A 20595-nucleotide genomic window follows, 5' to 3' on the forward strand; every position below is an offset into this window, starting at 1 on the left:
CGCGTGGTCGGCTGCGGAGCCGTTGCGGCGGGTCGCGCCCGCCCGGCGGCAGCCGTGGTTCGACTACAGCCCCGCGCCCCTCTCGGCGTTGCCGGTCCGGCTTCAGAGGCGGTCCGGCCGTGGTGAAGGCTGGTGGTCGTGCTGGAAGGTGCGGCGGGCGCCCGGGAGACGGCCGGGGACGGGGAAGCCGGGCGGCAGGGCCGCGTCCGCGGCGTTGACGCGCGGCAGCGCGTACGGGTGGCGCTCGGCCAGCCAGCTGATCAGCTGCTCGCGCACCGTGACCCGGACCGTCCACAGGTCGTCCGCGTCCTTCGCGGTGACCAGGGCCCGCACCTCCATCGTGCTGGGGGTGGAGTCGGTGACGACCAGGTTGTAGTCCCGGCCGTCCCACGCCGGGCACTCCCGCAGGATGTCGCGGAGCCGCTCGCGCATGGCCTCCAGCGGTGCCGAGTGGTCGAGATGGAGGAAGACCGTGCCGGTCATCTGCGGGCCGCCGCGCGACCAGTTCTCGAAGGCCTTCGACGTGAAGTACGACACCGGCATCGTGATCCGGCGCTCGTCCCAGGTCCGCACCGTCAGGAACGTCAGGGTGATCTCCTCGACGGTGCCCCACTCGTCGTCCACCACGACGGTGTCACCGATGCGCACCATGTCGCCGAAGGCGATCTGCAGCCCGGCGAACATGTTGCTCAGCGTGGACTGGGCGGCGACACCGGCGACGATGCCGAGGATGCCGGCCGAGGCCAGCAGCGAGGCACCGGCCGCGCGCATCGCCGGGAACGTCAGCAGCATCGCCGCCACCGCGACCACGCCGACGATCGCGGACACCACACGCATGATCAACGTCACCTGCGTGCGCACCCTGCGGACCCGCGCCGGATCGCGGTGCACCCGGGCATAGCGGCTGTACGACGTCTCCACGACGGCCGCCGCGATCCGGATCGCCAGCCAGGCCGCCGCCCCGATCAGCACCAGCGTCAGCACCCTGCCGATGGCGACCCGGTTCTGCAGGAACAGCTCGGCCTCGTCGTAGGACCCTCTGAGCAGGGCCGTGCACAGCACGAGCTGGTAGGGAATGCGGGCCTGGCGCAGCAGACCCCACAGCGGTGTCTCGTTGTGTCGTTCGTCGGCCTTGCGCATGAGGCGGTCGGTGGCCCACCCGATGATCAGGGTGAGCAGCACCGAGCCACCGATCACGATCAGCGGTCGGAGTACGTTCTCCATGCCTCCGAACGTAACCAGCAAAGGGGGGTCATGAACATCCGCGCCGGTGAGGCGGTGGTCACGGCACTGTCGTACCCGGCTGGCACCATGGCCTCATGAACATCATGCTGTTTCACTCGACCTATGGCCTCAGGCCCGCCGTGCACCGGGCCGCCGACCGGCTGCGGGCTGCCGGACACGAGGTGTGGACGCCGGACCTCTTCGAGGGCCGCACGTTCGACACGGTCGAGCAGGGCATGGAGTTCAACCAGCAGATCGGCAAGGACGAACTGCTGAAGCGGGCCGTGCTCGCCGCCGCGCCCTACTCGGACCGGGGGCTGGTCTACGCGGGGTTCTCGCTCGGCGCCTCCATCGCCCAGACCCTCGGGCTCGGCGACGCGAAGGCGCGCGGACTGCTGCTTCTGCACGGCACGTCGGACATCGCGGCGAACGCCTCGGTGGACGAGCTGCCGGTGCAGCTGCATGTCGCCGAGCCGGACCCGTTCGAGACGGACGACTGGCTGAGCGCCTGGTACCTCCAGATGGGCAGAGCGGGCGCCGACGTCGAGGTCTACCGATACGCCGGGGCCGGTCACCTCTACACCGACCCCGACCTGCCGGACTACGACGAGGAGGCCGCCGAGGCCACCTGGCGGGTGGCGCTCGGCTTCCTGGACTCCCTCTAGGCTCAGCCGGCCGCCCGGTACGCCGCCCAGCTCTGCTGCATGCGGGTCACCTGACCGGCGGTGAACTGGTACATGCAGTCGTCGTACGTGTAGTCCATGAAGTTGTGGATCGGGTCCGCGCCCGCCTTGCGGGTACAGGTGTCCCGTCCCTCCGGGCACTCGTACGCGGCGCTCTTCTCGGCCGGGGTGTCCTCGACGTAGTCGCCGTTGCCGTTACAGCCGCCCTGGAAGGTGTGGTACAGGCCCATCCAGTGGCCGACCTCGTGGGTCGCGGTGTCGCCCTGGTCGTAGTGGGTGGCCGAGCCGCCCGGCAGCGAGGTGTCGAGGAGGACCACGCCGTCCATGGACGGGCTCGACTTGTAGGAGCTGGGGAAGGTCGCCCAGCCGAGGAGGCCGTCGCCGAGGTTGGCGGTGTAGACGTTGAGCGCGTTCGCGCCGCCCTTGCGCAGGGCGGACTTCATCGCCTTCTCCTCCGGCGAGCCGTAACCGACGTCGTACCAGGCGGCGTTGTCGGTGTAGTCGGTGCCGGCCAGGGTGAACTGGTAGCCGGAGTCGACGTTCCCGGTGCCCTGGCCGGCGTAGGCCGCGTTCAGGACGTTCATCTGGGCGTTGATGTCGGCGGAGTCGAGCTGCCCGGTCGCGCCGTCGTGGATGACGTGGAAGTAGACCGGGATGGTGGTCGAGGCGGCGGCCGCGAGGCTGCGGTTGCCGGTGGCGGGCAGCTTGTCGAGCTTCTTGCGCAGATCGGCGTCCATCGCCTGGGCCTTGGCCGCGCTGACCTCGTTGGGCTCGGCGACGGCCTCGCCACCGTGTCCGGGGTGCGCCTCGCGGGCCGCGGTGGGGCTGCTCTCCTCGGCGCAGTCGGCGGCCGGAGCCGGGGCCGCCGCGACGGTGGTGGGGGCCGACAGCGGAGTGAGCATCAGGGTTCCGGCCACGGCTGTCGTGGCAAGAACACGTCTGCGCTTTGAGGGGGATATCCGGGCAAGCACACGCATGCTGACTCCTGGCTGATGCGTTGGGGAGAGGGCGCAGGGGTCTTCCTGGCCGCCGCCCGGACATTACGTGGACATGCCCATGTCCGAAGAGAATCGATCAGGCCCAATCAAATACCCGGCAGATGGGGGTATTTGGGGTAAGTGAATGATCAACTGTCCGGAGTGTGAGATCGCGGCGTAACGGGTTCCGTTGCCCGGGCGGGTGGTGTGTCCGTATTCGGGACGCGGCTCGCACCACCCGCCGTAGCGATGTGATCTCCGGTTAACGGCCCGCAATCGGGCCAGGAGTGGCCGAAAATCGACCGTGAGGTACAGGGTTTACACGGGGTCGTAGGTGCGCTCGACCTTCTGCGTGCCGCTGCGGGTGCGGTACGAACGGGCCCAGGAGGCGCCGGAGTCCTGCTTGGTCTTGTCGGCCAGGACGTAGTAGTCCATCTGCGCGCGGGCGGCCGTGATGTCGAGGATGCCGTAGCCGTGACGGTCGGTGTCGACCCAGTGGACGTGCCGGTTTGCGGCCCGGATGATCGGCGAGGCGATCGCGGAGACGGTGCCCTCGGGGACCTTCACGATGTCGTCGAGGTTGTCGGAGGTGACCGACGTGACGACGAACTCCGTGGCGGCGGACGCCGACAGCGGGTAGGTACCCGCGTCCACCGGCACGTCGTTGGCCCACGCCATGTGGATGTCGCCGGTGAGGAACACGGTGTTGCGGATCGCGTTCGAGCGCAGATGGGCGAGCAGCTCGCGGCGGTCGTCCGTGTAGCCGTCCCACTGGTCGGTGTTGAGGGCGAGGCCCTCCTGCGGCAGGCCCAGCAGCTTGGCGAGTGGCTTGAGCAGGTCCGCGGAGAGGGAGCCGATCGCGAACGGCGAGATCATCACCGAGTTGCCGACCAGCCGCCAGGTGGTGTCGGAGGACTTCAGGCCCGCCTTCAGCCAGTCCAGTTGGGCGCGGCCGGTGAGGGTGCGGTCCGGGTCGTCGACCTCGCCGTTGCCGACCTTGACCTGCTCGGAGCGGAACGAACGCAGGTCCAGCAGGGAGAGGTCGGCGAGCTTGCCGAAGCGCAGCCGCCGGTAGGTGGTGCCGGCGATGGCCGGACGTACCGGCATCCACTCGAAGTACGCCTGCTTGGCGGCGGCCTGACGCGCGGCCCACGCGCCCTCGGCGCCCTCGGTGTGGTTCTCGGCGCCGCCCGACCAGGCGTCGTTCGCGATCTCGTGGTCGTCCCAGATCGCGATGACGGGCGCCTTCGCGTGCAGGGCCTGCAGATCCGCGTCCGTCTTGTACTTGCCGTGCCGGCCGCGGTAGTCGGCGAGCGTGAGGATCTCGCCCGCGGGCTCGGTCTTCCGTACGACGGTGCCGCGCGTGCCGTACTGGCCGGTGCCGTACTCGTAGATGTAGTCGCCGAGGTGCAGCCAGGCGTCCAGGTCGCCGCGGGCGGCGAGGTGGCGGTACGACGCGAAGTAGCCGGCCTCCCAGTTGGCGCAGGAGACCACGCCGAAGCGCAGGCCGGAGACGGAGGCGTTCGCCGCCGGCGCGGTGCGGGTGCGCGCCACCGGGGAGTCCGTGCCGCCGGCCGAGAAGCGGAACCAGTAGTCGGTGGCCGGCTCCAGGCCCCGTATGTCCGCCTTCACCGTGTGGTCGGAGGCGGCGGTCGCGGTGGTCGAGCCTTTGGCGACGATGTTCATCAGCGCCTTGTCCCGGGCGACGACCCAGCTGACCTCGGTATCCGGACCGAGCCCGGAGCCGGGCGTCGCGTCGGAGGTCGGCGTCACGCGCGTCCACAGCAGGACGCCGTCGGGCAGCGGGTCACCGGAGGCGACGCCGTGCAGGAAGGCGGGCCCCTGCCCGGCCGCACGCGCGGGCAGCGCGGCGGCGAGCGGACCCGCCAGGACAGCCGTCGCCGCCGCGGCCTTGACGACCGTACGGCGGCGAGGGGTGGGGGAGTTGAACGTCTCGGATGATCTGTATCGACTGGTCACAGCCGATCAGGTTACTGATCGGTACACACAAGAGCGGGCGAACTCGCAAAAGTTCGCCCGCTCTTCCCCTGAAGGTCGGTTCAGCCCTTGAGGGCCGTCTCGATCGCCTTGTTGAAGTCGGCCACCGTCATCGGCGCGTTCTTCCCGTCGGCGCCGGTCAGCGCCTTGCCGTCCATCTTCAGGGTCGGGGTGCCCTGCACACCGCTGTCGTCGAAGGTCGCCGACATCTCCAGCGCCCACTTGTCGTAGGTGCCGTTCTTCACGGCGTTCTGGAACTCCTTGTTGCCCTTCAGGGCGTCGACGGTGTCCGCGATCTTGATCAGGTAGGCGTCGTCCTTGAGCTTGTCGTCGGACTCCGCCGGGTGCCACTTGGCCGAGTACATCGCGGCCTTGTACTGGAGGAACGCCTCGTCGCTGACGTTCAGCGCGGCGCCCAGGGCGCTGAGGGCGTTCTTGGAGCCCTCGCCGCCCAGGCCGTTGTCGAGGAAGGTCGCGCCGACGTACTGCATCTTGAACTTGCCGTCCTCGACGCCCTTGTCGACCGTCGTGCCGACGGCCTGCTCGAAGGAGGCGCAGACCGGGCAGCGCGGGTCCTCGTACATCACGAGGGTCTTCTTGGCGCTGTCCTCACCGATGGTGACCGTCGTGCCGTTCTTGCCCGAGGTGTTGGCCGGCTTGACGAGCTTGTCGTCCTTCGCGGCCTCCCAGTAGCCGGGCTTGTTGCCCTGGACGACCGCGTAGCTGATGCCGCCCGCTATCGCGAGGACGCCGACGATGGAGCCGGCGACGATCAGTTGGCGCTTGATCTTCGCCCGCTTCGCCTCGCGCTCGCGTTCGATGCGCAGCCGCTCCCGGGCCGCCGTCTTCGCGGCCTGGCTGTTCCGCTTGCTCATGTTGGTGATCTCCATGGGGACACGCACACGTCGTGTGCGGGATTACGTATGGGTGGGCCGTGCTGCTCAGCTGCCGTTCACGCGCAGGTGAAGGCGGGGGAGCGAGGCGGTCCACGTCGTCCCAGGGAGTGCACGAGGAGGCGGCTGCGGGCGCCGCCCGTCCGGTCGGTGGGGCGCGGCAGGCGGCGGGCGGGGGCGGCCGGCGGGACCGTCACCGCGGCGACCGCCATGAGCAGCGGCCGGAACGTGGTCGCCGTGACCGCGCTCAGCAGCTGCGCCAGCGCCCGCTCGCCTCGGCGCAGCCAGGCCGCGGCGAGGAGTCCGACGCCGACGTGGGCGCCGAGCAGGAGCCAGGAGGTGACCGGGTCGACATGGGCGAGCAGGCCGCCGAGCCGCTCGGGGTCGGTGCCGGTGACCTGGGCCAGCGGGGCCCCCACCTGGGTGCCCTCGCCGCACAGCACGTCCCAGCCGACCGACGCCAGGGGACCGGCGACCGGGCCGCCCGCCCTGCCGTAACAGACGTGCTGGCCGGTGGTGAGGACCGTGTCGGCGGCCAGCTCCAGCGGCACCAGCAGCGCGGCGATCCGGCCGAAGGTCCGCTCCCGCCCGGCCAGGGCGTAGGCGAGGACGAACACGGTGGCCGTCAGCAGGGCCACCGTGTTCAGCGGCAGGGGTGCCCGGGACAGCAGCACGTGCGACGCGGTGCTCAGTGTCACGACGAGTGCCGTGAAGAGCGCCGCGCGTACGGCTCGAAGCTGGGTCCCGGATATGTCCATAGCGGTGGAGAGTGTGTCACGTGCTCCTGTAAGAGACCCCTAAAGGGTGCCTGTGAAGGGCCGGGGAGCGACCGTGAGTGACCTGTCCGTCACAGACCCGGGATCCGGCCGTTGCGGAACAGGTCCACGAAGGTCTGGTGGTCGGCACGCGCGCGGGCGCCGTAGCCGTGGGCGAAGTCGACCAGGAGCTCCCCGAAGCCGTCCTCGTCGGCCGCGATGGCCGCGTCGATGGCGCGCTCGGTGGAGAACGGCACGAGGGACTCGCCGGAGGTGTCGTCCGCCGCCGCGTGCATGGTGGCCGTGGCCCGGCCGAGGTCGGCGACCACCGAGGCGATCTCCTCCGGGTCGTCGATGTCGCCCCAGTCCAGGTCCACGGCGTACGGCGAGACCTCGGCGACCAGCTGGCCGGCGCCGTCCAGCTCGGTCCAGCCCAGCCACGGGTCGGCGTGCTGCTGCAGGGCGCGCTGGGAGATCACCGTGCGGTGGCCCTCGTGCTGGAAGTAGTCCCGCAGCGCCTGGTCCGTGATGTGCCGGGAGACGGCCGGGGTCTGGGCCTGCTTGATGTAGATCACGACGTCGTTCTCGAGGGCGTCGGTGTGGCCCTCCAGCAGGATGTTGTACGACGGCAGCCCGGCCGAGCCGATGCCGATGCCGCGGCGGCCGACGACGTCCTTGACCCGGTAGGAGTCCGGGCGGGCCAGGGACGCGTCCGGCAGCGTCTCCAGGTAGCCGTCGAAGGCGGCCAGGACCTTGTAGCGCGTGGCCGCGTCCAGCTCGATGGAGCCGCCGCCCGGGGCGAAGCGGCGCTCGAAGTCACGGATCTCCGTCATGGAGTCCAGCAGCCCGAAGCGGGTCAGCGCGCGGGCGTCGCGCAGCGCGTCCAGCAGCGGGCCCTGGGCGGTGTCCAGCGTGAACGGGGGCACCTCGTCGCTCTTGGCGCCGGTGGCCAGGGCGTGCACGCGCTCGCGGTAGGCGGCCGCGTAGATCCGCACCAGCTCGCTGATCTGGTCGTCGCCGAACGCCTTGGCGTACCCGATGAGGGCGATGGAGGCGGCGAAGCGCTTGAGGTCCCAGGTGAAGGGGCCGACGTAGGCCTCGTCGAAGTCGTTGACGTTGAAGATCAGCCGGCCGTTGGAGTCCATGTACGTGCCGAAGTTCTCCGCGTGCAGATCGCCGTGGATCCACACGCGCGAGGTGCGCTCGTCCAGGTACGGGCCGCCGCGCTTCTCGGCGTCGAGGTCGTGGTAGAAGAGGCACGCCGTGCCGCGGTAGAACGCGAAGGCCGAGGCCGCCATCTTCCGGAACTTCACGCGGAACGCGGCCGGATCGGCGGCCAGGAGCTCGCCGAAGGCGGTGTCGAAGACGGCGAGGATCTCGTCGCCGCGCTGCTCGTCGTTGAGCTGGGGGACCGACATCGCTGGGTGCCTCCTGGTGCATGTGTACGACAGCGTTTCTGTCGTATCCAACGGGTGGACCGACCGGAAAGTGCCCGCGGCCCTCGCTGTGAAGGTACGCGGGGGAGCCCCGCGAGTGTCAGTGCCGAGGCATAGACTTCGACGCTGTCCCCAGAAGTGTCCGTCCGCCTGTCACCGAGCGTTTTCCATGGAGGCCAAGCCGTGTCAAAGCCGCCGTTCACGCACCTGCACGTCCACACCCAGTACTCGCTGCTGGACGGTGCCGCGCGGCTGAAGGACATGTTCAACGCGTGCAACGAGATGGGCATGACGCACATCGCCATGTCCGACCACGGCAACCTCCACGGGGCGTACGACTTCTTCCACACCGCGAAGAAGGCCGGAGTCACCCCGATCATCGGGATCGAGGCGTATGTCGCCCCCGAGTCCCGGCGCAACAAGCGCAAGATCCAGTGGGGCCAGCCGCACCAGAAGCGCGACGACGTGTCCGGTTCCGGTGGTTACACCCACAAGACGATGTGGGCCGTGAACAAGACGGGCCTGCACAACCTCTTCCGGCTGTCCTCGGACGCGTACGCCGAGGGCTGGCTCCAGAAGTGGCCCCGGATGGACAAGGAGACGATCTCCCAGTGGTCCGAGGGGATCGTCGCCTCCACCGGCTGCCCCTCCGGTGAGCTGCAGACCCGGCTGCGCCTCGGCCAGTACGACGAGGCCCTGAAGGCGGCGGCCGACTACCAGGACATCTTCGGCAAGGACCGCTACTTCCTGGAGCTGATGGACCACGGCATCGAGATCGAGCACCGGGTCCGCGACGGCCTCCTGGAGATCGGCAAGAAGCTCGGCATCCCGCCGCTGGTCACGAACGACTCGCACTACACCTACGCGCACGAGGCGACCGCCCACGACGCCCTGCTGTGCATCCAGACCGGCAAGAACCTCTCCGACCCCGACCGCTTCAAGTTCGACGGCACCGGCTACTACCTGAAGTCCACGGACGAGATGTACGCCATCGACTCATCGGACGCCTGGCAGGAGGGCTGCGCCAACACCCTCCTGGTCGCCGAGATGGTCGACACCGACGGCATGTTCGAGGCGAAGAACCTCATGCCGAAGTTCGACATCCCCGAGGGCTACACCGAGGTCACCTGGTTCAAGGAGGAGGTCCGGGCCGGCATGGAGCGCCGTTTCCCGGGCGGTGTCCCCGAGGACCGGCAGAAGCAGGCCGAGTACGAGATGGACGTCATCATCCAGATGGGGTTCCCGGGCTACTTCCTCGTCGTCGCCGACTTCATCATGTGGGCCAAGAACAACGGCATCGCGGTCGGCCCCGGCCGAGGCTCCGCGGCCGGCTCGATCGTCGCCTACGCCATGGGCATCACCGACCTCGACCCGATCCCGCACGGCCTGATCTTCGAGCGGTTCCTCAACCCCGAGCGCGTCTCCATGCCCGATGTCGACATCGACTTCGACGAGCGCAGGCGCGTCGAGGTGATCAGGTACGTCACCGAGAAGTACGGCGCCGACAAGGTCGCCATGATCGGCACCTACGGCAAGATCAAGGCGAAGAACGCCATCAAGGACTCCGCGCGCGTGCTGGGCTACCCGTACGCGATGGGCGACCGCCTCACCAAGGCGATGCCCGCCGACGTCCTCGGCAAGGGCATCGACCTCGACGGCATCACCAACCCCTCGCACCCGCGCTACAGCGAGGCCGGCGAGATCCGGGGGATGTACGAGAACGAGCCGGACGTCAAGAAGGTCATCGACACTGCCAAGGGCGTCGAGGGCCTGGTGCGGCAGATGGGCGTGCACGCCGCCGGCGTGATCATGTCCAGCGAGCCCATCGTCGACCACGCCCCGATCTGGGTGCGGCACACCGACGGCGTGACCATCACGCAGTGGGACTACCCGCAGTGCGAGTCGCTCGGCCTGCTGAAGATGGACTTCCTCGGCCTGCGCAACCTGACGATCATGGACGACGCCGTCAAGATGGTGAAGTCCAACAAGGGCATCGACCTCGACCTGCTGTCCCTGCCGCTCGACGACCCGACGACCTTCGAACTCCTCCAGCGCGGCGACACCCTGGGCGTCTTCCAGTTCGACGGCGGACCGATGCGTTCGCTGCTGCGGCTGATGAAGCCCGACAACTTCGAGGACATCTCCGCCGTCTCCGCGCTGTACCGTCCGGGCCCGATGGGCATGGACTCGCACACCAACTACGCCCTGCGCAAGAACAAGCTCCAGGAGATCACCCCGATCCACAAGGAGCTGGAGGAGCCCCTCGAAGAGGTCCTGGCCGTCACCTACGGCCTGATCGTCTACCAGGAGCAGGTGCAGAAGGCCGCCCAGATCATCGCCGGGTACTCGCTCGGCGAGGCCGACATCCTGCGCCGCGTGATGGGCAAGAAGAAGCCCGACGAGCTGGCGAAGAACTTCGTCCTCTTCCAGAAGGGCGCCCGCGACAAGGGCTACAGCGACGAGGCCATCCAGGCCCTGTGGGACGTCCTGGTCCCCTTCGCCGGCTACGCCTTCAACAAGGCGCACTCGGCCGCGTACGGCCTGGTCTCGTACTGGACCGCCTACCTCAAGGCGAACCACCCCGCCGAGTACATGGCCGCGCTGCTGACCTCGGTCAAGGACGACAAGGACAAGTCGGCCGTCTATCTGAACGAGTGCCGGCGCATGGGCATCAAGGTGCTCCCGCCGAACGTCAACGAGTCGGTGCACAACTTCGCCGCGCAGGGCGACGACGTGATTCTGTTCGGCCTGGAGGCCGTGCGCAACGTCGGCACCAACGTCGTCGAGTCGATCATCAAGAGCCGCAAGGCGAAGGGCAAGTACGCCTCCTTCCCCGACTACCTCGACAAGGTCGACGCGACCGCGTGCAACAAGCGCACCACCGAATCGCTGATCAAGGCGGGCGCGTTCGACAGCCTGGGGCACACCCGCAAGGGCCTCACCGCGCACTTCGAGCCGATGATCGACAACGTGGTCGCGGTCAAGCGCAAGGAGGCCGAGGGTCAGTTCGACCTCTTCGGCGGCATGGGCGAGGAGGAGAGCAACGAGCCCGGCTTCGGCCTCGACGTCGTCTTCACCGAGGACGAGTGGGACAAGACCTATCTGCTCGCCCAGGAGCGGGAGATGCTCGGTCTGTACGTCTCCGACCACCCGCTCTTCGGCCTGGAGCACGTCCTGTCCGACAAGGCCGACGCGGGCATCGCCCAACTCACCGGCGGTGAGCACGCGGACGGCGCCGTCGTCACCATCGGCGGCATCATCTCCGGCCTGCAGCGCAAGATGACCAAGCAGGGCAACGCCTGGGCGATCGCCACCGTCGAGGACCTCGCCGGTTCCATCGAGTGCATGTTCTTCCCGGCCACGTACCAGCTCGTGTCGACCCAACTCGTCGAGGACGCCGTCGTGTTCGTCAAGGGCCGCCTCGACAAGCGTGAGGACGTGCCGCGGCTGGTCGCGATGGAGCTCCAGGTCCCCGACCTGTCCAACGCGGGCACCAACGCGCCGGTGATCCTCACCATCCCGGCCACGCGGGTCACCCCGCCGATGGTCAACCGGCTCGGTGAGATCCTCAGTCACCACAAGGGCGACAGCGAGGTCCGGATCAAGCTGCAGGGCCCGACCAGGACGACCGTTCTCCGGCTGGACCGGCACCGGGTGAAGCCCGACCCGGCGCTGTTCGGTGATCTGAAGGTGCTGCTCGGACCGTCCTGCCTGGCCGGCTGAGCCACGTCGTACGAGAGGGGCGCACCCCGCGCGCGGGTGCGCCCCTCTTCGTGTACCCGGGCCGCAACGGCCCGGCATTCGGATGTCAGTTGTGGCCGAAGCGCTTCTGCTTGCCCTTGCGTGCCATGTCGGCGGGAGTGACCTGCGGCATGTGCTGCTCGGTCTGCGTCTCCATCGAGGAGTGCTGCGCCTGCTGCTGGGCACGCTCGGACTGCGGCTGCTTGCGGTCCTGCTTCTTGTTCTTGGCCATGGTGATCTGCCTCCTGTGGGGACTAGGGGCCAGGGCCGGGACCAGATTCACATAGGCTGATAAAGAACGCATTTCGGATAATTACCGTCTGTGACAGCGGTTGTCGGGGCGTGAGGCATGGCGCGCCGTGGGTCCCATGCCCCGAAACGCCACGCCGAAGATCGAGTTCGGCCCGTTAACCCCCGCGCGGTCGGGCAGACTCGAAGGAAGCCCGAAGCAAACCTCCCGGGAAGAGGGTGAGTCGCGTGGACCGCTGCATCGTCCTGGTGGACGCCGGGTATCTGCTGGGGGCCGCCGCCAGCCTGCTCGCCGGGGAACCCTCCCGCTCCCGGATCACCGTCGACCACACCGCCCTGATCCACGGGCTGCGCGAACGCGCCGAGTCCGACACCCAGCAGCCCCTGCTGCGGATCTACTGGTTCGACGGCGCCCCCGACCGCGTCCCCCAGCCCGAGCACCGCCGACTTCGTGTGATGCCCCGGGTCACCGTCCGGCTGGGCGCCCTGACCCGCAGCGACGGCCGCTGGGCGCAGAAGGGCGTGGACGCCGCGATGCACGCCGAACTCACCGAGCTGGCCCGCAACCGCGCCTGTTCCGATGTGGTGCTGGTGACCGGGGACGGCGATCTCCTGCCGGGCATGATGGCCGCCAAGGAGCACGGCGTCGCCGTACATCTGTGGGCCGTGCAGGCCGCCGACGGTGACTATAACCAGTCCGAGGACCTGGTCGCCGAGGCCGACGAACGGCGCGTCCTGGATCGTACGTGGATCACCAAGGCCGTACGCGCCAAGGAACTCACCGGGGTGTGCGCGCCGCAGCCCGCGCCCCGGCCGGAGATCGCCGCGATCCTGTCCGCGCCGCTGCCCGACTCCGCCCTCGGCGCGGCGACCGAGCGGTCCCCCGCGGAGGTCGAGCACACCACGCCGGTCACGGCCTCGGAGAACGGCACCCAGGAGCGGGTTCCGGCGCCCAAGGGCGTGCCCACGCCGAAGGATCTCGCCGCCCTGCGCGCACCGGGGGTGCAACCGGCCCAGCACCCGTCGAACGCGACGCTGCGCTGGTCCTCCGACAAGGGCTGGGTCGACCGGCCCGGCGTCGCGGCGGAGTCGGCCGAGGCCGCGTCCATGCCGACGCTGGCACAGCTGACCTCCGCCGAACAGCGCTGGGCGGACCGGGAGGAGGACATCACCACGGTCGGCGGCGATCCGTACGAGGTGGGGCAGGTGTTCGCGCGGCGGTGGATGGCGCGGCTCGGGGACCAGGGCCATTTCCAGCGGCTGTCCGGGATGTATCCGCGGATTCCGCATCGCATCGACGGCGAGCTGCTCCGCTACGCGGCCCGGTTCGGGCTCCTCGCGCACAAGGACGACCAGATTGACGAGCACGACCGGTACGCGATCCGGGCCGGGTTCTGGCGCGAGATCGATGTCCGGACCGCCGCGGAGCACGCGCCCGCGGGTGAGTGAGCCGCACGGCGGCGCCCGGGCCCGGCACGTCGGACCACGCCGTGCGGCGAGCGGCTTTATGGCGGTGAGCGGCCGATTTGTGCCGAGTGGCCGCCCCGAGGACGGATCGGGCCCGTGGACCCCGTAGTCTCGTCCCTTGTGAGTACGCGCGCGGCACAGGTATTTCGGCACGAGAGTGACGTCGTGTGTGCCGTGCGCGGGCTGACCAAGACCTACCCGGCCGTGCGCGCACGGCGCGGGGCGCCCGGGACTCCCGAGGTGCGCGCCACCGACGACGTACGGCTGGACATCCGGCGCGGCGAGATCTTCGGACTGCTCGGACCCAACGGCGCCGGCAAGACCACCCTCGTACGGCAGCTGACCGGGCTGATGCGGCCCGACGCCGGCAGCGTCGAGATCCTCGGGCACGACATCGTGCGCCACCCCGAGCGGGCCGCGCGCATCCTCGCCTACCTCGGGCAGGAGTCGACCGCCCTCGACGACCTGACCGTGTCGCTCGCCGCCGAGACGACCGGACGGCTGCGCGGCCTGGACGCGCGCCAGGCCCGCGGCGAGCGGGACGCCGTACTCGACGAGCTGGGCCTCGGGCCGCTCGCCGGGCGGCCGATCAGGAAACTGTCCGGCGGACAGCGCCGGCTCGCCTGCTTCGCCGCCGCGCTGGTGGGGGAGCGGCCGCTGCTCGTGCTCGACGAGCCGACCACCGCCATGGATCCGGTGGCGCGGCGGGCCGTGTGGTCGGCCGTGGACCGGCGACGGGCGCAGCACGGGACGACCGTCGTCCTCGTCACCCACAACGTCATCGAGGCCGAGACCGTCCTCGACCGGGTCGCCGTCCTCGACCGGGGCCGCGTGATCGCCTGTGACACGCCGTCCGGGCTCAAGGAGCGCGTCGCCGGCGAGGTCCGGGTCGAGCTGCTGTGGCGGGAGCGGGCGCCGCTGGACGTGCCCGAGGTCGCCGCGCTGCAGGACCGGGTCGTGGAGTCCGGCCGCCGCTGGACGCTGCGGCTCGCCCCCGAGGAGGCCCGCGCGGTCGTCGCCACCGTCACCGGCGGGGCCGCCTTCGCCGCGCTGGACGACTTCACGCTCGCCACGCCCAGCCTGGAGGACGTCTATCTGTCGCTGGGCGGAGCCGCACAGCAGGGGCTGGTGAAGGCGTGAGCACGCAGACCGCCGCATCCGTACAGAAGGCCGTACGGGCCACCTCCCCGGTGATCCCCCGTGTGAAAGGGAGCAGCGCCACGTGAGTGTCGTACCCGCCGAGGTTCTGCCGGGCAGCGCCCTGGCCGTGGACGAGACGGCCGGCCGGGCCGCGGCCGAGCTCGGGCCGCGCGCGCGGCTGTGGCCGTCGCTGTGCGCCGTGTACCGGGCGCAGCTGTCGCGGGCCCGGGTCGCGCGCATCCCGCTGCTGTTCGTGGCGACCTTCCAGTCGATCGGGATCATGATCCTGATGCGCGGGGTCGTCGACGGCGGCGCCGAGGCGCAGGCCGTGGTCGCCGGTTCGGCGGTACTCGTCGTGGCCTTCGTCGCGCTGAACCTGCTCGCCCAGTACTTCGGGCAGCTGCGGGCCAGCGGCGGGCTCGACCACTACGCCACGCTGCCGGTGCCGCCGGCCGCGGTCGTCCTGGGGGCGGCGGGGGCGTACGCGTCCTTCACCGTGCCGGGGACCGTGGTGACCGCCGTCTTCGGATGCGTGCTGTTCGGGCTGCCGATGGCACATCTGTGGGTGCTCGTCGCGGTGATCCCGCTGGCCGGAGCCGCGCTCGCCGGCCTCGGGGCGGCGCTCGGGCTGCTCGCCCCGCGCCCCGAACTGGCCACGCTGCTCGGGCAGCTGGGCATGTCGGCGGCGCTGCTGCTGGGGGTGCTGCCCGCCGACCGGATGCCCGAGGCCGTGCGCTTCGCACGGGACCTGCTGCCCTCGACCTACGGCGTGGAGGCCTTCGCGCGGACCTTCGGGGAGCGGCCGGACTGGGCGTTCGTCCTCGGTGACCTGGCCGTGTGCGCGGTCGTCGGCGTCGTCTCGCTGGCGGTGGCCACCTGGGCGTACCGTCGAGCGGCCGTCCGGTGACGCGCCGCACAGGTCGGCCTGGCACGATGGCAGAGTGACCGCTCCGCTGACTCCTCCACCGCCGCCGCGTGAACCGTCCCCGAACGGGGGATGGCAGCAGCCCGCTGCCCGGCACGCGGCCGCCGTGCCGCCGCATGACGCGATATCCGGTGCCCCGGGCGCGATACCCGGGCATCCCGGCTCTCACGGCCCGTACGGCATGTATGGCTCGTACGAACAGGACGGTCCCGGCATGAAGACCGAACTGCGAGAGGCCGCGATCGTCACGGTGGTGGTGGCGCTCCTCGGCGCGCTGCTCGGGGTGCTGTGGTGGCGGCTGGCGCCGAGCGTGCCGCTGGTCGGGGACGTCGTCGACAACGGCTGGGTCGTCTACTTCAAGGATTCCGAGGGGGAGCAGGCCATCGGGGTGGACGGAACGTTCACTCTGCTCGCGCTGGCGTTCGGTCTGGTCAGTGCGGTCGCCGTCTTCCTGTGGCGGCGGCGCGGGGGTGTGCCGCTGGTGATCGGGCTGGCCGTCGGGGCGTTCCTCGGGTCGCTGCTCGCCTGGTGGCTCGGTGTGCGGCTGGGGCCCACGCAGGACGTGATCGCCCACGCCAAGGAAGTGGGCAAGGGCGTCGCCTTCTCCGCTCCGCTGAAGCTGGGAGCCAAGGGCGCGCTGCTGGCCTGGCCGCTGGCCGCCCTGGTGGTGCACCTCGGCCTCACGGCGCTGTTCGGCCCCCGGGACGCCGATCCGTATCAGCAGCATCCCCAGGAGCCCGGCAAGCAGGGGCCGCACGGGGCGCCGCAGGCCTAGCGCCCGGGGTGGCCCAGGGGGCTCGGGCCCCCTGGGACGGTGGAGGTCATGCCGGGCGGCGTCCGTGGTTCGAGCGGCCCTTCTTGATGCGCCACTTCCGTTTCCGCGTTTTCTTCGACATGTCCCTCGTACTTAACCGAGGACACCCCCGCCGTCGAGAGGTCACGCACGCCCGATGGGCGCCAGGACCGCTTCCGTGAGCTTCGCGAGGTCCTCGGGGGACAGCTCGACCTCCAGGCCGCGCCGGCCCGCCGAGACGCAGATCGTGGCGTGCGCGGAGGCCGAGGCGTCCAGGACCGTGCGGAGCCTCTTGCGCTGGCCCAGCGGGGAGATGCCGCCGCGCACATAGCCCGTGGTGCGTTCCGCCAGGGCCGGATCGGCCATCGCGGCGCGCTTGCCGCCGACCGCCGACGCCAGGGACTTGAGGTCCAGCTGTCCGGCCACCGGGACCACCGCCACGGTCAGAGTGCCGTCCACATCCGCCACCAGCGTCTTGAAGACCCGGTCCGGGGACACCCCCATCGCCTCCGCGGCCTCCTCGCCGTACGAGGGGTGCGCGGGGTCGTGGTCGTAGGAGTGGACGGTGTAGGCGACACCCGCGGCCGTCAGGGCGACCGTCGCGGGAGTGCCGCCGCTCTGCTGCTGGTTCTTCTTGGACTTCTTCGCCATGGTGGCCGGTTTCCCCAGGGGTCGTGCGTCAGTTGAGACTCGTCGGGCCGCGCGTCAGGTCCGACGACGGCAGCGACGGCAGGCTACGGATGATCGAGGTCTCGGTGCGAAGGAGTTTCAGCTCGTCGCGCAGCCGGGACGCGGTGTCCGGGGCCTGGAGCAGGCGCTGCTTGGTCGGGGTGTCGAGCATCATCGCGGCCGCCACCAGGTAGGAGACCACCGAGGGCTGGTCGGGCAGCTCGGTACCCGTGGACAGGGAACGTTCACGGGCGCCCGCCAGCCGCTTCTGGTATTGCCGGAACGCGCGTAGCACGCCCTCAGCCAGCGCCCCCGCCTCGTCGCCCGGCTCCTCCGCGAGCTCCTCGAGCTCCGCCGTCAGGAACGGGCCCGAGGCGTCCACCGACACCAGCCGTACCCGGGTCGTCCCCGTCGCCAGCACCTCGAAGGTGCCGTCGGCCCGCTCCCGGATCGTCGCCGCGTCCGCCACACAGCCCACCCCGTGGAAGGACTTGACCGGGTCCGCGCCGAAGCCCGCGGTGGGCCCGCGCTCGGGCAGCGCCGTGGGGTCGGGCATGCCGGGAGCGCTCGGGGCCACCTCGTGGCCGTCGCGGATCGCCACGACGGCGAAACGGCGCGGCTCCTCCTCGGGGGTCTTCAGCAGCTCGCGCATCATGGCGCGATACCGCTCCTCGAAGATGTTGAGCGGCAGCACGAGTCCCGGGAACAACACCGAGTTCAGGGGAAACAGCGGAAGGCGGACGGTCACGGCGCCAAAGCCTAGTGGTCGCCGGAGTGAACGCGTCCGCCGCGCCCACTCCGTGGATGTCCGCCGGTGGCCGCCCGCGCGGTGCCGGTGGCCGCCCGGCGCCGTACCTCGTCGCGCATCTCCAGGAACCGGCCCAGCGGATCGTCCGAGAGCCTGCTCCACGGGAAGGAGGTGGCGTGCGGCCCGATCAGCGTGAGCTGCTCCAGGGCGTCCTCCCAGCGGCCCAGCCGTACCAGGACGTACGTGAGCTTGTTGCGGATCGCGGCCGGCCACAGATCGGCCGCCGGGAACCGGGCGGACAGCGCGACGGCCCGGTCGGCCGCTTCGTCCAGCCGCTCGCGCGGCACCCCGGGACCGCAGTCGTCGTCCAGGTAGGCGAGGGCGGCCCGGGTCGGCAGCGCTTGGACGAGGGAGTCGGCGGGGGCGTCCTGCGCGGCCCGGTCGGCGAAGTCCAGGCACTCGCGGTGGGAGCCGTGCCAGGAGGAGGCCAGGTAGCGCAGGGCCGCCACGTGGCAGCCGTAGTGGAGCGGGGCGCGGCGCAGCGCCGCCTCCCACAGCTCCCCGAAGTAGGTGTGGCCGGCACGTGAGCCGCGCGCGTGGTCCAGGGCGATCCGCCAGGGCACCGGGTCGCGGTCGTCGGTGCGCGCGGCCGCGGTGATCAGCGGGCTCACCCCGCGCAGCACCTCGGCCCGGGCCGGTGAGCTCCAGGCGTGGTCCACCGCGAGCTGGGCCCTGATCAGCAGCACGTCCGGATCCTGCGGGGCGGCCGCGTACCAGGTCTGCAGCCACTCCGTCCGCGAGCGCGCGAAGGCCGCCAGACGCAGCGTGTAGCGGTCGCGGTACTCCCACTCGGCCCGCTGCCGGGTGCCGGCGAGCAGGGCGGCGGCGGGCTCGTACTCGCCGCGCCCGGCAGCGACCAGGGCGGGGCCGAGACGGTCGTCGGGCGCGTCGAGAAGCACCTCGTCGTCGGCGGGGAGTGCGACGGCGGGGTGCTCCGCGGTTCTCGTCGTTCGGGACGCACGGCCGAACGGAAGCATCAGAGCCATGGTGTCGACCATTGAAAGACCGCTGGTCACGCCGCGCCAGAGGGAACGGCCAACATGTCGAAAGTTGTACGCCCGCAGGTCAAGAACGGGTAAAGGTCAACTGTTCAACAACTGTCCGACATCGGAGTCTTCGCCTCAGTGGTCCCACACGTCCCACCGGCCCCACGGGTCTGCGCGGATCAGTTCCTCCGCAGCATCCGCGTGGCCCCCGTCGCCACCGTCGTCGCCAGGATCCAGCCGAGCAGGATCATCGCCGCCGCCAGCCACTGCCAGGCCCCGCGCAGCTGCCAGAACCCGACCTGCCCCAGGTCGATGACGGGAAGCAGCAGGTCCAGGGCGAACAGCGGCGGATTCCAGGCCGGGTGTTCGCCGCCCTTGATCGGCGGATGGTCGGCGTGTGCGAACGCCACCGAGCTGGCCGCCCAGAGCACCGCCATCCACACGGCGGCCCGCCCGGGCCGGTATCCGTAGGCGACCATCCAGTCCTGGGCGTAGCCCCACAGTTTGGCCGCCGGCGGCAGCGTCTCGCGGCGGCGGCGCTGCTTGGCGAGCAGCACCTCGCGCGCGTCCTCGTCCTCGCCGCCCGCCCGCAGCACGGAGGCGAGCCGCTCGTACGGCTCCGGGTTGTACTCGGCGGTCGCGGCGGCCACCCACTGGAGCCGCCGCTCCAGCGGGAACGGTCCGCGCGGCACGAGGTTCTCGTACGTGAAGCCGTTCATGTGCAGCAGCCCGGGGTCCGGCCAGGCGTCCGCGCGGTCCATCAGGTTCACCGTCCGCGCCCCCGACAGCACCACCCCGCCGCGCTCCGGCCGCTCCCCGAGGAAGCGCAGCTCGGGCGTCTGGATGCGGCGCAGCGACAGTTCCTGCTCGTCGGTGAAGGTGAACCGGGCCCGCTCCAGGTCGACCGCGTCCCCGAACCGCCCGTCGTCCAGCCGCACCCCGCCCTGGCACTCGAAACGCTGGATGCGCGTCCCGCGCGCGGGCGTACGGCCGCTCAGCAGCGGACTGCCGACGCCGGCCGGGGTCATGTACAGCGTGCGTCCGACGGTCAGCTGGGGCGCGTTCAGTGCGAGCCGGGTGTACGGGTTGACCAGCCGGGCGCCGCGCAGGCTCAGCGACACGCCGATGCTGGCGCCGCGCAGGCTCAGCTCGCCGTGCGACTCCAGCATCTCGGCCTGGAGGTCCTGGCCGACGCTGATGCCGTCCGCGGCGATCGAGCGCCCGCTGCGGTCCCGGTAGACGATCGCCTGGTTCAGCAGCAGATCCGTGCCGATGTGGGCGTCGGTGAGCCGTACGCCGTTGTGGAACCGGCAGCGCGGCAGATGCAGATCGCCCTCCGTGTGCACCCGGGCCGCCTCCAGCCGCGGCACCGCGCAGTCCACCAGCCGGACGGTCGTGAAGCGGGCCTCCGGCAGCAGGATCTCCCGGTCGAAGCGGCAGCCGCGCAGCTCGACGTACGGCACGACCGTGCCGCCCGCGAGGTCCATCGGGTCGCTGACGCGCACGCCGACCAGCTTCAGCGAGGACACCCGGCCCGCGAGGGCGGGCGGCCCGTCCAGCAGCAGCCAGCAGATGATCCGCGCGCGCACGGTCCGCTCCGGGCCCCAGGGATGCCCGCCGTGCGGGTCGTCGACGATGGTGTCGCCGCTGCTCAGGTCGTACACGCTGCCGTTGCGGAAGGCCTGCCACATGCCGAGCTCGGCGGCGGTCAGGTCGTTCGGCAGGTCGTCCGGCAGGTCCCCGTCGCGGAGACCGCCCCGTTCGGTCACGTTTCGCCCATCCCCCCTCAGCTACTCGCGGGTTTAGTACAACCGTTCATGCCCGCTGAGTGACGCCCCGAACGCTAGACGT

At 70.7% G+C, this 20595-nt stretch carries 17 protein-coding genes; 6 read left to right on the forward strand and 11 right to left on the reverse strand.

Features of this window, described 5'->3' with window-relative positions:
- Positions 1-102: 102 nt before the first annotated feature.
- Entirely contained in the window at positions 103-1224 is a 1122-nt protein-coding gene (locus ACGFW6_RS14750; RefSeq protein WP_393508366.1) for a mechanosensitive ion channel family protein, read from the reverse strand.
- Positions 1225-1319: 95 nt separating this feature from the next.
- Between ACGFW6_RS14750 and ACGFW6_RS14755 the strand changes: the two genes are divergently transcribed.
- Entirely contained in the window at positions 1320-1889 is a 570-nt protein-coding gene (locus ACGFW6_RS14755; RefSeq protein WP_393508369.1) for a dienelactone hydrolase family protein, read from the forward strand.
- Between the two features lie 2 nt (positions 1890-1891).
- Here ACGFW6_RS14755 and ACGFW6_RS14760 read toward each other — a convergent pair whose 3' ends face one another.
- The 5 genes from ACGFW6_RS14760 to ACGFW6_RS14780 all read right to left on the reverse strand — a co-directional run bounded on the left by ACGFW6_RS14760 (position 1892) and on the right by ACGFW6_RS14780 (position 7948).
- The gene (locus ACGFW6_RS14760) at positions 1892-2884 is read right to left on the reverse strand and encodes a zinc metalloprotease (RefSeq protein ID WP_393508372.1); all 993 of its coding nucleotides are present in this window, start codon (positions 2882-2884) and stop codon (positions 1892-1894) included.
- A gap of 318 nt (positions 2885-3202) precedes the next feature.
- Positions 3203-4864 (reverse strand): alkaline phosphatase D family protein, encoded by a 1662-nt coding sequence (locus ACGFW6_RS14765; RefSeq protein WP_393508375.1) that lies wholly within the window; start codon positions 4862-4864, stop codon positions 3203-3205.
- Positions 4865-4944: 80 nt separating this feature from the next.
- Positions 4945-5757, reverse strand: coding sequence for a thioredoxin domain-containing protein (locus ACGFW6_RS14770; protein WP_393508378.1), 813 nt, complete (start codon positions 5755-5757; stop codon positions 4945-4947).
- 77 nt (positions 5758-5834) lie between these two features.
- Positions 5835-6533 carry a hypothetical protein gene (locus tag ACGFW6_RS14775; protein WP_393508381.1) on the reverse strand — a complete coding sequence of 233 codons (699 nt, stop codon included), beginning with the start codon at positions 6531-6533 and terminating at the stop codon, positions 5835-5837.
- An 89-nt stretch (positions 6534-6622) separates the two neighbouring features.
- On the reverse strand, positions 6623-7948 hold the full coding sequence (locus ACGFW6_RS14780) for a DUF2252 domain-containing protein (RefSeq protein WP_393508384.1): 1326 nt from the start codon (positions 7946-7948) through the stop codon (positions 6623-6625).
- A 201-nt stretch (positions 7949-8149) separates the two neighbouring features.
- Between ACGFW6_RS14780 and dnaE the strand changes: the two genes are divergently transcribed.
- Positions 8150-11689 (forward strand): DNA polymerase III subunit alpha, encoded by a 3540-nt coding sequence (dnaE, locus tag ACGFW6_RS14785; RefSeq protein ID WP_393508387.1) that lies wholly within the window; start codon positions 8150-8152, stop codon positions 11687-11689.
- Between the two features lie 85 nt (positions 11690-11774).
- On the opposite strand, the gene ACGFW6_RS14790 is transcribed toward dnaE, so the two are convergent.
- Entirely contained in the window at positions 11775-11939 is a 165-nt protein-coding gene (locus tag ACGFW6_RS14790; RefSeq protein WP_163017019.1) for a hypothetical protein, read from the reverse strand.
- Positions 11940-12184: 245 nt separating this feature from the next.
- Here ACGFW6_RS14790 and ACGFW6_RS14795 point away from each other — a divergent pair, with 245 nt between their 5' ends.
- The 4 genes from ACGFW6_RS14795 (at position 12185) to ACGFW6_RS14810 (ending at position 16263) form a co-directional block, all read left to right on the forward strand.
- Positions 12185-13405 (forward strand): NYN domain-containing protein, encoded by a 1221-nt coding sequence (locus ACGFW6_RS14795; RefSeq protein ID WP_393508390.1) that lies wholly within the window; start codon positions 12185-12187, stop codon positions 13403-13405.
- A 183-nt stretch (positions 13406-13588) separates the two neighbouring features.
- Positions 13589-14563 (forward strand): ABC transporter ATP-binding protein, encoded by a 975-nt coding sequence (locus ACGFW6_RS14800; protein ID WP_393508393.1) that lies wholly within the window; start codon positions 13589-13591, stop codon positions 14561-14563.
- 82 nt (positions 14564-14645) lie between these two features.
- A complete protein-coding gene (locus tag ACGFW6_RS14805) occupies positions 14646-15470 on the forward strand; it encodes an ABC transporter permease (RefSeq protein WP_393508396.1) in 825 nt (274 codons plus the stop codon).
- A 34-nt stretch (positions 15471-15504) separates the two neighbouring features.
- On the forward strand, positions 15505-16263 hold the full coding sequence (locus ACGFW6_RS14810) for an AAA family ATPase (RefSeq protein ID WP_393508399.1): 759 nt from the start codon (positions 15505-15507) through the stop codon (positions 16261-16263).
- Between the two features lie 162 nt (positions 16264-16425).
- Here the strand turns inward: ACGFW6_RS14810 and ybaK are convergent, their stop codons facing one another.
- From ybaK to ACGFW6_RS14830, 4 genes are all read right to left on the reverse strand, one after another.
- Positions 16426-16932: a Cys-tRNA(Pro) deacylase gene (gene ybaK, locus ACGFW6_RS14815; RefSeq protein ID WP_393508401.1), complete on the reverse strand. Its 507-nt coding sequence runs from the start codon at positions 16930-16932 to the stop codon at positions 16426-16428.
- A 28-nt stretch (positions 16933-16960) separates the two neighbouring features.
- A complete protein-coding gene (locus tag ACGFW6_RS14820) occupies positions 16961-17698 on the reverse strand; it encodes an LON peptidase substrate-binding domain-containing protein (RefSeq protein WP_393508404.1) in 738 nt (245 codons plus the stop codon).
- A gap of 11 nt (positions 17699-17709) precedes the next feature.
- Entirely contained in the window at positions 17710-18756 is a 1047-nt protein-coding gene (locus ACGFW6_RS14825) for a hypothetical protein (RefSeq protein WP_393508406.1), read from the reverse strand.
- A 167-nt stretch (positions 18757-18923) separates the two neighbouring features.
- Positions 18924-20513: an oxidoreductase gene (locus ACGFW6_RS14830; RefSeq protein ID WP_393508409.1), complete on the reverse strand. Its 1590-nt coding sequence runs from the start codon at positions 20511-20513 to the stop codon at positions 18924-18926.
- Positions 20514-20595 lie beyond the last annotated feature (82 nt).

Source organism: Streptomyces sp. Y7 (assembly GCF_043195415.1).
Lineage (GTDB): Bacteria > Actinomycetota > Actinomycetes > Streptomycetales > Streptomycetaceae > Streptomyces.

Bases quoted from the DNA above. Each gene is read 5' to 3' on its own strand.
- ACGFW6_RS14750 (WP_393508366.1), bottom strand. From the start codon at position 1,224: ATGGAGAACGTACTCCGACCGCTGATCGTGATCGGTGGCTCGGTGCTG.
- ACGFW6_RS14755 (WP_393508369.1), top strand. From the start codon at position 1,320: ATGAACATCATGCTGTTTCACTCGACCTATGGCCTCAGGCCCGCCGTG.
- ACGFW6_RS14760 (WP_393508372.1), bottom strand. From the start codon at position 2,884: ATGCGTGTGCTTGCCCGGATATCCCCCTCAAAGCGCAGACGTGTTCTT.
- ACGFW6_RS14770 (WP_393508378.1), bottom strand. From the start codon at position 5,757: ATGAGCAAGCGGAACAGCCAGGCCGCGAAGACGGCGGCCCGGGAGCGG.
- ACGFW6_RS14775 (WP_393508381.1), bottom strand. From the start codon at position 6,533: ATGGACATATCCGGGACCCAGCTTCGAGCCGTACGCGCGGCGCTCTTC.
- ACGFW6_RS14780 (WP_393508384.1), bottom strand. From the start codon at position 7,948: ATGTCGGTCCCCCAGCTCAACGACGAGCAGCGCGGCGACGAGATCCTC.
- ACGFW6_RS14790 (WP_163017019.1), bottom strand. From the start codon at position 11,939: ATGGCCAAGAACAAGAAGCAGGACCGCAAGCAGCCGCAGTCCGAGCGT.
- ybaK (WP_393508401.1), bottom strand. From the start codon at position 16,932: ATGGCGAAGAAGTCCAAGAAGAACCAGCAGCAGAGCGGCGGCACTCCC.
- ACGFW6_RS14825 (WP_393508406.1), bottom strand. From the start codon at position 18,756: ATGGTCGACACCATGGCTCTGATGCTTCCGTTCGGCCGTGCGTCCCGA.